The organism is Actinophytocola oryzae (assembly GCF_004364325.1).
GTDB lineage: Bacteria > Actinomycetota > Actinomycetes > Mycobacteriales > Pseudonocardiaceae > Actinophytocola > Actinophytocola oryzae.
Genome location: NZ_SOCP01000003.1, coordinates 303236 through 316030, shown reverse-complemented (window position 1 = coordinate 316030; position 12795 = coordinate 303236). Strand labels below are relative to the sequence as shown.

General features: G+C 71.0%; 12 protein-coding genes. 5 read left to right on the top strand and 7 right to left on the bottom strand.

The window, feature by feature from the left end; genetic code table 11:
* Window positions 1-19 precede the first annotated feature (19 nt).
* Complete coding sequence (locus CLV71_RS08885; protein WP_133902152.1) at window positions 20-985, top strand: GlxA family transcriptional regulator; 966 nt, start codon at window positions 20-22, stop codon at window positions 983-985.
* A gap of 56 nt (window positions 986-1041) precedes the next feature.
* Here CLV71_RS08885 and CLV71_RS08880 read toward each other — a convergent pair whose 3' ends face one another.
* Window positions 1042-1446: a peptidoglycan-binding domain-containing protein gene (locus CLV71_RS08880; RefSeq protein WP_208297479.1), complete on the bottom strand. Its 405-nt coding sequence runs from the start codon at window positions 1444-1446 to the stop codon at window positions 1042-1044.
* Between the two features lie 137 nt (window positions 1447-1583).
* Here CLV71_RS08880 and CLV71_RS08875 point away from each other — a divergent pair, with 137 nt between their 5' ends.
* Complete coding sequence (locus CLV71_RS08875) at window positions 1584-2405, top strand: AfsR/SARP family transcriptional regulator (protein WP_133902151.1); 822 nt, start codon at window positions 1584-1586, stop codon at window positions 2403-2405.
* On the opposite strand, the gene CLV71_RS08870 is transcribed toward CLV71_RS08875, so the two are convergent.
* Window positions 2368-3114: a putative hydro-lyase gene (locus CLV71_RS08870; protein WP_208297478.1), complete on the bottom strand. Its 747-nt coding sequence runs from the start codon at window positions 3112-3114 to the stop codon at window positions 2368-2370. The two genes, CLV71_RS08875 and CLV71_RS08870, sit on opposite strands and share 38 nt — an antisense overlap.
* Window positions 3115-3175: 61 nt before the next feature.
* Between CLV71_RS08870 and CLV71_RS08865 the strand changes: the two genes are divergently transcribed.
* Entirely contained in the window at window positions 3176-4462 is a 1287-nt protein-coding gene (locus tag CLV71_RS08865) for a hemolysin family protein (RefSeq protein ID WP_133902149.1), read from the top strand.
* Here CLV71_RS08865 and CLV71_RS08860 read toward each other — a convergent pair.
* The 4 genes from CLV71_RS08860 to CLV71_RS08845 form a co-directional block, all read right to left on the bottom strand.
* Window positions 4459-4773: a DUF1048 domain-containing protein gene (locus tag CLV71_RS08860; RefSeq protein WP_133902148.1), complete on the bottom strand. Its 315-nt coding sequence runs from the start codon at window positions 4771-4773 to the stop codon at window positions 4459-4461. The genes CLV71_RS08865 and CLV71_RS08860 overlap by 4 nt on opposite strands.
* Window position 4774: 1 nt before the next feature.
* Window positions 4775-5131 carry a DUF1048 domain-containing protein gene (locus CLV71_RS08855; protein ID WP_133902147.1) on the bottom strand — a complete coding sequence of 119 codons (357 nt, stop codon included), beginning with the start codon at window positions 5129-5131 and terminating at the stop codon, window positions 4775-4777.
* Window positions 5128-5454 (bottom strand): PadR family transcriptional regulator, encoded by a 327-nt coding sequence (locus CLV71_RS08850; RefSeq protein ID WP_133902546.1) that lies wholly within the window; start codon window positions 5452-5454, stop codon window positions 5128-5130. The genes CLV71_RS08855 and CLV71_RS08850 overlap by 4 nt, the downstream gene beginning before the upstream one ends.
* A gap of 194 nt (window positions 5455-5648) precedes the next feature.
* Window positions 5649-6239 (bottom strand): acyl-CoA-like ligand-binding transcription factor, encoded by a 591-nt coding sequence (locus CLV71_RS08845; protein WP_133902146.1) that lies wholly within the window; start codon window positions 6237-6239, stop codon window positions 5649-5651.
* Between the two features lie 114 nt (window positions 6240-6353).
* Here CLV71_RS08845 and CLV71_RS08840 point away from each other — a divergent pair, with 114 nt between their 5' ends.
* A complete protein-coding gene (locus CLV71_RS08840; RefSeq protein ID WP_133902145.1) occupies window positions 6354-7277 on the top strand; it encodes a ketopantoate reductase family protein in 924 nt (307 codons plus the stop codon).
* 40 nt (window positions 7278-7317) lie between these two features.
* Complete coding sequence (locus CLV71_RS08835; protein ID WP_133902144.1) at window positions 7318-7560, top strand: hypothetical protein; 243 nt, start codon at window positions 7318-7320, stop codon at window positions 7558-7560.
* Between the two features lie 98 nt (window positions 7561-7658).
* Here CLV71_RS08835 and CLV71_RS08830 read toward each other — a convergent pair whose 3' ends face one another.
* Complete coding sequence (locus CLV71_RS08830; protein WP_133902143.1) at window positions 7659-12536, bottom strand: AMP-binding protein; 4878 nt, start codon at window positions 12534-12536, stop codon at window positions 7659-7661.
* Between the last annotated feature and the right edge of the window lie 259 nt (window positions 12537-12795).

The window sequence follows — 12795 nt, the reverse complement described above, 5'->3', positions numbered from 1 at the left end:
GGAGTGCTAGGAATCGCACATGTCGCAAGAATTCTCGCACCGGGTGGTCGTGCTGGTCGACGAGGGCTCGAACCCGTTCGAGATCGGCGTCGCGACGGAGCTGTTCGGTCTGCGCAGGCCGGAGCTCGGCAGGCCGTGGTACGACTTCACGGTCTGCTCGGCGCGGCCCCGCGTGCGGATGCACCTCGGCATGTTCACCATGACCGGCGTCGCGGGCCTCGCCGTCGCCGACGGGGCGGACACGCTGATCGTGCCGAACCGCCCGGACCCTGGCCGCCCGTCGCGGCCTGCGGTCCTCGCCGCCATCCGGCGCGCGGCTGACCGGGGCGCGCGGCTGGTGAGCTTCTGCACCGGCGCGTTCACCCTCGCCGAGGCCGGCGTGCTGGACGGCCGCGCCGCGACGACGCACTGGAAGTGGGCCGACGAGTTCACCCGCCGCTTCCCCCTGGTGGCGCTGACGCCGGACGTCCTGTTCGTCGACGACGGCGACGTGCTGACCGCGGCGGGCAGCTCGGCATCCCTCGACCTCGGCCTGCACCTGATCCACCGCGACCACGGCGCGGAGGTCGCGAACGCCGTGAGCAGGCGGCTGGTGTTCACGGGCCACCGCGACGGCGGCCAGCGCCAGTTCGTGGAACGTCCCGTGCCCTCGGTGCCGGACACGTCCCTGGCGCCGGTGCTGGAGTGGGCACGGGCCGGCCTTGACGGGCCGATCACCGTGGCCGACCTCGCCGCGAGGGCCGCGACGAGCCAGGCCACGCTGCACCGCCGGTTCCGCGCCGAGCTGGGTACCACGCCACTCGCCTGGCTGACCACCGAACGTGTGACGCTCGCGTGCCGGCTCATCGAACGCGGCGAGCTGCGCCTGGACCGGGTCGCCTCGGCCAGCGGGTTCGGCACCGCCGCGAACCTGCGTGCCCAGCTGCGAAGGCATACCGGCCTGTCCCCGTCGGAGTACCGCCGTCGCTTCGGACCGGCCGCCTGAGCCCCGTGCCGCGGCGGCCCCGCCTCGCGGGGGAGGCGGGGCCGACCGGTTCTCGGCTATTCGGTCGGGCAGCTGTTCGAGGAGCGCAGCGCGCTCCAGGTGTGCTTGCCGACCCTGCCGTCGTCGACCAGCCCGGGCGGGCCGCAGACGCCGTAGGTGTCCGCCTGGAAGGCCTTCACCCCCGCCTCGGTGTTCGCGCCGAAGTCACCGTCGACACCCGAAGGACCGACGCTGTATCCCCAGTACAGCAGCAGGCACTGCACCTCCCGGACGCGGTCGCCCTTGTCGCCGCGCACGGTCTCGGTCTTCCCGGAGTAGTAGCCACAGGACACCTGGGCGCTGACCGACGGTGGGTGCAGCCGCTGGTCGGGCACGCTCGCCGCCGAGGCCGTCGCCGCGAGAGCGAGGACCATGGAGGCGGCCACCGCGACGGCGGTGACCAATCTACGCAGTTGGTTCACTTCGTTACCCCCTGGATGTGTCTGAGCGGATTCGAGACGAGCGACAGTCAATCGGTTACCGCCTGCGCGCCGGTTGCGCGCCGGTTGCGTGACTTCCGCGAGCGGAACGATTAATATTCGTACGCAGGGGGGAAGTCATGATTGAATTCCAGGTACTGGGGATGTTGCGCGTTTTTCGGGACGGGAAAAGCGTTCCGCTGGCTGCCACGATGTTGTGCAGGCTGCTCGCTGTGCTGCTGGCCCGGGCGAACGAGCCCGTCTCGACCGAGAGGCTGATCGAATCGCTGTGGCTCGGCGCCCCGCCGCGCACCGGTCGGAAAACACTGCAGATCTACGTTCACCGCCTTCGCGTGGAATTAGGTGAACACGGGCGAATCGTGCACGGGGTGGGCGGATATCGACTGGTCGTCGATCCCGCCACCACAATCGATTCAGTCGATTTCGAAACACTGATCAGGCGCGCGGGCGCCGCACGGACCACGCGGAGTTTCGAACAGGCCCGTGAGCTGCTGCGGACCGCGCTCGAACTGTGGCGTGGGCCCGCGTTCACCGGCTTCACCGACATGTCGGTGGCGGAGGCCGCCGCGCGCAGGCTCACCGAGCTGCGCCTGACCGGCTGGGAACAGCGGGCGGAGCTCGACCTCGCGCTCGGCAGGCACGAGGGCCTGATCGCGGAACTGCCGGGGCTGATCGCCGACTACCCGTTCCACGAGGCGTTGCGAGCGCATCTCATGCTCGCCCTGTGCCGCAGTGGCCGCCCGGCCGAGGCACTCGAGGTCTACCGGCAGATCCGCGGGCTCCTCGCCACCGAGCTCGGGCTGGAGCCCTGTCGCGGGCTGCGCGAGCTGCACCACGCCATCCTGCGCGGCGACGCCCACTGGGACCACGCGGTCGTGCTGTCCGACGAGGGGCACTACGCGGCTAGGGGAGCCGGTACGCCGCGTCCCGCACGTCGGTGACGAACATGTGGCCGGGCGCGTGGGTGATCGCGAACGGCGGGCGGGACGCCATGAGCACGGCCTGCGGGGTGACACCACACGCCCAGAACACGGGCACATCCCCCGGCTCGCCCGCCGGCGGGTCACCGAAGTCCGGGCTGTCGAGGTCGGCGATGCCGAGCCCGCCGGGATCGCCGACGTGCACGGGCGCGCCGTGCACGGCAGGCATGAGCGCGGTCACCCGCACGGCCGTGTCGACCATGTCCTCGGGGATCATCCGCAGGGAGACGACCAGCGGCCCGTGCAGGCGCCCCGCCGGCCGGCACTCGCGGTCGGTGACGTACATGGGCACGTTGCGCCCGTGCCGGGGCGTGACGCCGGCGTCGCGGAGGGCGGACTCGAAGGTGAAGCTGCACCCGATGAGGAAGGCGACGAGGTCGTCGCGCCAGTGGGGGGTGGCGTCGGCGGGCTCGTCGGTGAGGGCGCCGTCGACCCAGACGCGGTAGCGGGGGAGGTCGGTCCGCAGGTCGGCGCCCGCCGCGAGCACGGTCCTGGGGCTGCCCGCGTCGGTGACGTCCAGCACCGGGCACGGTTTGGGGTTCCGCTGGGCGAACAGCAGCATGTCGTACGCCCAGTCCCCGGGCACGGCGATGAGGTTGGCCTGCGTGTAGCCGGGGGCCAGACCGGCGGTGGGGCCGGTCGCCCGTGTCCGGACCTCCGCTGGAGTCATTCCTCGACCGTAGCTTCGGGTGGGTACCGTTGTCGCCTGTCGCACACGGGAATGGACCCACATGAGTGGTTACTGGTGGAACATCGTGCTCGTCGGCGTGCTGGTGGTGATGAACGCCCTGTTCGCCGGAAGCGAGATCGCCCTGATCTCGTTACGGGAGGGCCAGCTGAAGAGCCTGGAGCGGCGTGACTCCGCGGCAGGCCGGACGCTGGTGAAGCTGGCGCGCGACCCGAACAGGTTCCTCGCGACGATCCAGATCGGCATCACGCTGGCGGGCTTCCTGGCCTCCGCCGCGGCGGCCGTGTCGCTCGCGGAGCCGGTCGCGCCCCTGTTCAGCTTCCTCGGCAGCGCGCGTGAGGCCGTGGCGATCGCCCTGATCACCCTGGTGCTGACCTTCTTCACCCTGGTATTCGGCGAGCTGGCGCCCAAGCGCCTCGCGATGCAGAACGCCGAGCGCTGGGCGCTGACGGTCGCCCGCCCGCTGGACTTCCTGTCCAGGATGTCCCGCCCCGCGGTGTGGATCCTGGGCAGGACGACCGACCTGATCGTCCGGGTCTTCGGGGGCGACCCGCGTGCCGCCTCGGAGCAGCTGAGCCCGGAGGAGCTGCGTGACCTGGTGATCGGCCACCGGGGCCTGAACGCGGAGCAGCGGACGATCATCACCGGCGCGCTGGAGATCCACGAGCGGATCCTCCGCGAGGTGCTGGTCCCGCGCCGCCACGTGTTCACCATGCGGGCGGACGTGCCGATCGCGGAGGCCAGGGCCGCGCTGGCCTCGTCCGGCCACACCCGCTCCCCGATCGTCCGGGACGGCCACCTGGACGACGTGATCGGCGTGGTGACCCTGCGGGACCTGCTCGACGACTCCCGCACCCTCGCGGACGTGGCCCGGCCCCCGCTGGTGTTCCCCGACTCGGTGCGGATCTCCGACGCGTTGCGCCGCTTCAAGGACGAACGGGAACAGTTCGCCCTGGTGGCGAACGAACACGGCGCGATAGACGGGATCGTGACCCTGGAGGACCTGCTGGAGGAGATCGTCGGCGAGATCTACGACGAGACCGACCGGGACGTCATGGCGGTGCGGACCCACCCCGACGGCGCGCTGCAGCTGCCGGGGACGTTCCCGATCCACGACCTGATCGACCTCGGCGTCGAGATGGCGGACCGCCCGGAGGGCGACTACGCGACGATCGCGGGCCTGGTCCTGACCTCACTCGGCCGGATCCCGACCAAGCCGGGCGACCGGGTGACCCTCGCCGAATGGGAGATCGAGGTGACGGCGGTGGAACACCACGCCATCACCGAGGTCCGCCTGCACCATCTCCCGTCCGAGGGCGCGGACTCCTAGTCGGCGCGTGCGGCGATGGACTCCTGGTAGATGTCCGCGTACGTGCGGGAGTCCTTCACCAGGTCGTCGCAGAACGCGGCGACGTCGTCGCCGATGAGCTGTATCACGCCCTTGCCCGCCGCGACGCCCTCCTCGAAGAAGTCGACGATCCCGGAGAGCAGGTGCCCTTCGGACAGGTCGACCGGTCCGACCTTGAAGAGGTACCTCTGCATCTCCTTGTAGACGATCCGGTAGTCCGGCGGGAGCGCCCTGACCCGCGCCAGGTGCGCCCGCCACTGCTTCTTGCCCTCGATGATGTCCTGGATGCCCACGTCAGCCTCCCAGCCGGGCGAGTTTCCTCGCGACGTTCCTGTTCAACTGCTCCCGCCACCGGTCGCGGTAGCTCCGGGCACCTTCCCCGCCTGCCAGCGCCGCGCAGAAGCCTCCGATGTCCTCACCCAGCACCTCGTGGACGCCCTGGCCGTCGGCCGCCGAGTCCTCGAGCAGCCCGAGAGCGCCGTCGAGGATCGGCATCAGGTTCCGACCGGTGAAGTCCGAGTAGGGGAAGAGGTGGGCGATGATCTGCGCCCACGCCGCCTGGTAGTCGGCAGGGAGTGCCTCCGCCCTGGCGTTGAACGCTTTCCAGTCCCTGGTGAGGTCGCTGCCTGTGATGGTCTCCCAGAAGTTCATCGCCCACCCTCCCTGAGCTTGTCGATCCGTGACGAGACGTACTCCCATTTCGCCCAGAACGTCGCGAGCTGTTCGCGGCCCGCGTCGTTGAGCGCGAAGAACTTGCGCGGCGGGCCCTGTTCCGACGGTCGTTTCGTCACCTTGACGAGCCCGTTCTTCTCCAGTCGCAGCAGGATGGTGTAGACCGTCCCCTCGACGACGTCGGCGAAGCCCAGCTCGTTCAGCCTGCGCGTGATGGCGTACCCGTAGGTCTCCTCGCCGCCGATGATCTCGAGCACGCAGCCTTCGAGCGTGCCCTTCAGCATCTCGGTCAGGTCGTCCATCATGGGCCTTTTCTCGTGGTACTCAGTGCCGCCGAGTACCACTATACCGTATCACTGAGTAGTGGCGCTGCCCAGTGGTTCTCCGAACCACCTGCGGAGTGCCGCCGCCGCCGATGATCACGACATCTTCGGGCACGAGGACGCCTTCTACGCCACCGCACCCGATCGGCGTGCGGTGCTGGTTCGGAGACGGGTCAGGCGGAGGGGGCGGGCAACCCCGCGGCGATCCCCCGCAGGGCGTCACGCAGGAGCGAACCGAGTCCGACCGGCGGGTCGGCGTGCAGCCAGCGGTTGGTGGCCACCCGGTGGGCGGCACCCACCGCGGCCGCGACCAGCTGCGGGTACATGTCCGTCGGCTCGGTGCCGGTGCGCTCGGCGATGGCGGCGGCCCATTCCTGCTCGGCCGCCGCGTTGGCCTTGAGGTACTCGCCGACCAGCGCCGGGTCGGTCATCATCAACCGCACACCGGCCGTCCACTGTGGACCGGGGTGCTGGTCGCTGGCCTGTGACACGAGCGCCTCGGTGATCGACTCCCAGATCGGCTCGGTCCTCGGCCGCTCCCGGATGAGGCGTGCCGCACCCCTCGCCCGGTTGAGCTGGCGCCAGGCGATCGCCTCCGCCTTGCTGGAGAAGTAGTTGTTGAACGTCCGCGGCGAGACGCCCGCCTCGGCGGCGATGTCCTCGACCAGCACGCGGCCGAACCCCCGCTCGACGGCGAGGTGCAGCGCCGCCCAGCTCAACGCCTCCTGCGTCTGCTGTTTCTTGCGCTCCCGCAGCCCGCTCACGAGCCACACCGTACCAGAAGTTGCGTAGCACGCAAGATTGCGTGGCACGCAGTTTTAAGTCTTGGGCGATCATGGTGTCAGACGGGGCACGGAGAGCCAGGAAGGCGGGAAGCGATGCGGATCGTGGTGGTCGGCGCGGGTGGCGTCGGCGGGTACTTCGGCACGCGGTTGGCGGTGGCGGGGCACGACGTGACGTTCGTGGCCAGGGGCAGGCACCTCGCAGCCATCCAGGAGCACGGGCTGGTCGTGCGCAGTCCGCTCGGCGAGTTCCGGTCGACGGCGCCCGCCGTGCAGACGGTCGCGGACGCCGGGCCTGCCGACCTGGTGCTCGTCGCCGTCAAGCTGTGGGACACCGAAGACGTCATGGCTCAGCTCGGGGCCACCGGCGCTCGGGTCCTGTCACTGCAGAACGGCGTGGCGAAGGACGACGTGCTGCGGGCACATGTTCCTGCCGAGTCGGTGCTCGGCGGTGCCTGCTACATCTCGGCGGGCATCCAGGAGCCGGGGGTCGTCACGCACTTCGGCGGGCTGCAGAGCCTCGTGTTCGGCGAGTTCGACGGCCGCCCGTCGGCGTTCACCGACGAGCTGCTCGCCGCCTGCGTCGACGCGGGCATCGACGCACGCGTCAGCGCCGCCATCACCCGGGTGACCTGGGAGAAGTTCGTGTTCCTCGTCGGGATTTCGGCGACCACGGCCGCGGTCCGCCAGCCCATCGGGGTCATCCGTGCGAACACGCGCACCCGCGAACTGCTGCGTGACGTGATGACCGAGGTGCTGGCGGTCGGCCGCGCGGCCGGGGTCGACCTGTCGGACGACTTCGTGACCGAGCGGCTCGCGTTCGTGGACACGCTCCCCGCCGACATGGCCGCATCGATGTACCACGACCTGGAGCGGGGCAGCAGGCTCGAGCTGCCGTGGCTCTCGGGCGGGGTGGTCTCGCTCGGTGAGCGGCTCGGGGTGCCGACACCGCGCAACCGGACCATCGCGGACGTCCTCGCGCCCTACGAACTGGGCCCCGTTCAGCGCTCCGGCGCGTGATCCCGGGAACTGTCGAGTGGCGTGCGACGACAATACAAGGGTGGACTGTGACACGTGCCGTGAAGCGCTGTCGGCCAGGACCGACGGTGAGCCCGAGCCCACCGTGCCGGACGGGCACCTGCGCGACTGCGTGGCCTGCCAGGACTGGTACGCCACGGTGAACGCGCTCACCTGGTTCGGCGCCGACGACCTGGCGCCGACGCCGGACGTGACCGACGCGGTGCTCGGCAGCGTCGAACCGCGCACCGGGCTGCTCGGCACCCGGTGGCGCCGGTCACGGTGACCGCCGCGGTCCGATTGTCGTGGTCCGGGGCGCCGAGCCTGATCGCTCTTGGTCCTACCGGGTGCGGAGCCGGAACATGAAGGTGTCGCGGTACATGTTCACGTCGGCCTGGTAGGCGCTGTGGACAGCAGGCCTGCCTGGAGCGTGCCGACCGGGTAGGCGTCGACCACGTCCGGGGTGAGCATCGCGAACCGTGCCACCGGCGCCGGTGGCACGGTGACCGCGGTGCCTGCCGTGAGGTCGAGGCGCGCGGCCAGCGCACGCGGGGTCTGCAGCGTGTACAGGTCGGCCAGCTCGATCGAGATGCCGCGTGCCATCGCGGTGGTGCGCAGTCGCAGCGCGACGATCGAGTCGCCGCCGACGGAGAAGAACGAGTCGTCCGGGCCGATCCCGGCCGTGCCGAGGACCTCCTCGAACAGCGTGCACAGCAGCTGGACGTCCGTGCCCGCGTCCGCGCCGGTCTCGACGGCGGGTTCACGCAGGCAGTTCGCCGCGGTCGGGACGGGCAGCCCGTCCTCGGCCACCTTGCCGTTGTGGTTGGTCGGGATCTCGTCGACCGCGACCACGAACGCGGGCACCAGGTACTCGGGCAGCCTGGCACGCAACGTCGCGAACACCGTGTTCGGCACCAGGGTGTCGTCGCCGACCACGTACGCCACGATCCTGGGGCCGGTCGTCGGTGCCGCGCCACGGATCAGGTCACGCGTTTCGGTGATCCGGGTGGACACCGTGCGTTCCCTGACGACGGGAGTCGCCTGTGGACTCTGCACGACGACCGCCGCCCGCAGCACCCCGGGCACCGAGCCCAGTGCGGCCCGGATCTCGCCGATCTCGCCGTCCGCCACGGGGTCGAGCGCCTCGTCCACGAGCACGAAGCCCGAGTCGGACAGCGGCAGGCCGACGAGGCTGCTGCCCTGGTCGAGGTCGCCGCGCCGGACCCGCCGGAACGAGCTGTGCACGGTCGTCTCGGTGATGCCGTACATGTTGACCAGGCGCGGGTCGTCGTCGCCGTACTTGGCGACCCAGCGGCGCAGGTCGGCGAAGTGCAGTGCCTCGCCGCCGAACACGACCCAGCGCAGCGGCAGGCGGTCGGCGTGCTGGACGTCCTCGCCCGCCAGCTGGTTGAACGCGGTCGGTGTCTGCGACAGCACGGTGACCCGCTCGGCCCGCAGCAGCTCGCGGAACGCGGCCGGGTCCTTGGTCGTCTCGCGCGGCACCACCACGAGGCAGCCGCCGTGCAGCAGCGCACCCCACATCTCCCACACCGACACGTCGAACGCGAAGCTGTGGGACAGCGACCACACGTCGCCCGGCCCGAACCCGTACTCCTCCTCGGTCGAGGTGTACAGGCGCAGCAGGTTCCCGTGCGAGACCTGCACGCCCTTCGGACGGCCGGTGGTACCGGACGTGAAGATCACGTACGCCCGACTGTCCCAGGTGGACGGACAGGCGTCGGCGGACATCGGTGTGCCCGGCGGCATCGGCTCGTCCAACAGCAGCGTCGGCACGCCCTCCGGCACCCGGTCCGCGAGGTCGCTCGACGTGATCACCAGTGACGGCGCGGCGTCCTCGAGGATCAACGCGACGCGGGCGGCGGGTGTGCCGGGGTCGACCGGCACGTACGCCGCTCCGGTGCGGTTCACGGCCAGTGCCGCGACCACCATGGCCGCCGATCGCTGGAGCAGGATCCCGACCGGCGCCACGGTGTCGGCGGGGAGCACTCCGGCCAACTCGGCGACCTCGTTCTCCAGGTCGCGATAGGACAGTCCGACACCGCGGTCCCGCAACGCGATCCGGTCGCCGAACAGGTCGACCGACCGCGCGAAGCCCTCGGCCAGGTTCGGCACCCACGCGAGCGACGGCGCGGGGAGGTCCTCGCGGACCGGCTCGCACCGCCCGACGGCCTCGTCCAGCGCGAGCCGGAACTCGTCGGCGACCCGGCGTGCGGTCGGCTCGTCGACCAGTTCCCGCTGGTACACCAGCCGGAACACGAGCCGGTCGCCGTCACGGGCGCCGTAGAGGCTCACCGCGAACGCGGCGTCACGCGGTGGCACGTCGACGACCGAGACGTCCACACCGGACACCGTGTCGCTCGCGCCGCTCCACGGGATGGCGAAGCCGTCGCCCAGGCGGCCGTCGGCCGACTGCTGGAACGTGATCGTGGCCTGGAACAACGGGTTCTGGCCGTGCCGTTCGGGCGCCAGCGCGCGAACCAGGTGGGGGAAGGGCACGTCGGCACACGTCAGCGCCTCGCGGAGGCCGCGCCAGGTGCGGTCCTCCAGCGCGGGCAGGTCGTCGCCGGCCGTGAAGTCGCCGAGCAGGGGCACCGGGTTGGCCAGGTAGCCGACCGCGCCGGCGAAACGGGTGTCGGTGCGGCCGTGGTGCGGCGTCGCGACCGTGACCGTCGGCGCGCCGGTGACGCGGTGCAGTGCCCGCAGGTAGGCGGCGGCGAGCGTGACGAACGGGGTGAAACCGCGTTCCCTGCAGTGCGTGTGGAGGAGGTCGGCGTCGACCGAGAAGTCGACCGTGGCGGCCGGGTTGCGGCGGCGAACCGCCGGGCTCCCCGGGAACAGCACGTGGTCGCGGAACGGCTGCCACCGGTCGGCCAGCGCGGCCAGCCTCTCGATCTTCTCCGGCGTCACGCGGGCCTGCTCCGCCGCCCAGCCGAGGGCGGAGGTCTGGCCGGTTCCGAGCGCGAACCCCTTGTCCCCCAGCAGTTCGGCGAGGACGTCGGCGAGCACGATCCGCAGCGACGCGTAGTCGGCTACCGCGTGGTGGCAGGCCAGCAGCAGTGTGGTGCCGGTCGGGGAGAGGATGGCCGCCGCACGCAGCAGCGGGCCGTCGACGAGGTCGAACTCGCGGTGGGCGACCACCGAGAGGAAGTCGTGGTTGTCCGTGTCGTCGGCCAGTTCCAGGCTGTCCCACTCGAAGCGCGGCTCGTCGTGGACCACCTGCACGCCGTCGCGGATGACGGTCCGCAGCGCGGCGTGGCGCGTCACGGCCACCGTGATCGCGGCACGCAGCCGGGACTCGGTGAACGCCCGGCCCAACCGCAGCGCGCACGACAGCGTGTTGGACCGGTCGTCCGGGTGCAGCTGGTCGAAGAACTGGAACTGTAGCTGGCTTTCGGTCGCCGCCTGGGTGTTCGAGGACGCGAGCGGGACGGGAGGCGTGGCGGTGCGTGCCGCGTCGATGACGTCGTCGAGGGTGGTGTCACCGAAGAACAGCTCGGCGGGCAGCGAAACGCCGAGGGTCTGCTCGACGGCACCCTTGATGGCCACCAGCTTCAGCGAGTCCATGCCGAGCGCCGCGAGCGGACGCCGGAAGTCCTCGTCGGTGAGCGCGAAGCCGATCCTGTCGGCCAGCAGCGAAGGCACGTCGGTGGCTGCCGCGACCGCGGCCGTCGCGGTGCGCAGGACCGGGAGCCGGCCTGCCAGGTACCGCCTGCGTGTCTCGACGCGGCGCAGCTTGCCGCTGGACGTGCGCGGGATGGAGTTGGGGCGGACGAACACGATCTCCGAAAGCTCCAGCTCACAGGTGACCGACGCCGCCCGGCGCACGACGTCCGCGAGGCCGTCCACGGTGGACCCCGGGACGATCTCCAGCACCAGCACGACGCGGTCGTCGACCTGGAACGCCGCGCCGGAGCACACGCGCTCGTCGGTCCTCGCGGCGGCCTCGACGTCGGTCGGGTGGTAGTTGCGCCCACCGACGATGATCAGGTCCTTGACCCGGCCCGCGACGTGCAGCTCGCCGTCGAGGAGCGTGCCGAGGTCGCCCGTGCGCAGGAAAGTGCCCGCATGGCCGGGAATCCTGGTGCGGAACGTCCCGGTCGAGTCCTTGTTCCAGTACCCGCGTGCGACCCCGGGGCCACGCACGCAGATCTCGCCGACCGAGCCGTCGGCGAGCGCCGTGCCGTCGTCGCCCCGGATGACGACCTCGGTCCCGTCGGCGGGCGTGCCGGACGACACGACCGCGTGGTCCTCGACGTCCGCCGTGCCGTAGCCGGACATCGGTGTGGCGCCGGAGACGAACAGGGTCGCCTCGGCGAGGCCGTAGCAGGGGAACCACGCGCGACCCGAGAAGCCGTGCGTGCCGTAGCGCTCGGTGAAAGCGTCCATGGTGTCCGCGCTCACGGGTTCCGCGCCGTTGAAGGCGATCCGCCAGCGTGACAGGTCCACACCGGACAGTCGGGACTCGTCGTAGCGCTCGGTCAGCAGGCCGTAGGCGAAGTTGGGTCCGCCGGAACACGTCGCGCCGAACCGGTCGACCGCCCGGACCCAGCTGAGCGGGTCGCGCACGAACTCGAAGGTGTTCTGCAGCACGGCGGGACGGCCGGTGACCAGGGGGAGCAGCGTGGTGCCGATCAACCCCATGTCGTGGTACATCGGCAGCCAGCTGAAGATCACGTCGTCGTCCCGCACCCCGAACCCGACCTCGATGGCCGACAGGTTCGCGACCAGGTTGCGGTGGCCGACCATCACGCCCTTGGGGTTGCCCGTCGAGCCGGACGTGTACTGCAGGAACGCGAGTGCCTCCGGGTTGGGCAGCATCCCGGTCGGCTCGACGGTCAGGTCCTCGACGGCGTGCGTCGTGACCGGCAGGTCGGCGAGCAGCGGCACCAGGGCCGACGTGGTGAGCGCGACCGGTGCCTGGCAGTCCCTGACCACCGAGGCGATGCGGTCGAGCTTCGCGCCCGGCCGGGGCGGGTAGAGCGGCACGGCGACCACGCCCGCGGACAGGCAGCCCAGGAACGCGGCCAGGTAGTCCGCACCCGGCGGAAACAGCAGGAGCGCGCGGTCACCGGGCTGGACGCGGTCGCGGAGGAACGCGGCCACGCGCCAGGACGCCTCGGCCAGCTGCGCGTAGGTCAGCTCCCGCTCGACGGTGAGCCCGCCGCCGACGAACGTGAACGCCGTGTCGTCGGGGCGTTCCGACGCCCAGTGTGCGAGGGCATGGGGAACAGAAGCTGTCATGCCGCGCGTACCTCCTCGGTATGCGACCACTGTCGCGCAGCGGGACCAGCGGAAACAGTGCGGTGGTCACGGGGTTCCACTGTTTCGGTAACGGAACCGGATGAATTGTTCACGCCGAGGTCGTGAGGACGTAGGATGACCTGTTCCTCCCCGGTGACCCGTTCCTCCGGTCGGCCCAACTTTGTTCCATCTCGGAACATTCCGCTTACCGGTGTCGTCCGAGGCGGCGAGACTGAAGGCAGCGAACGCGCAGACAGTG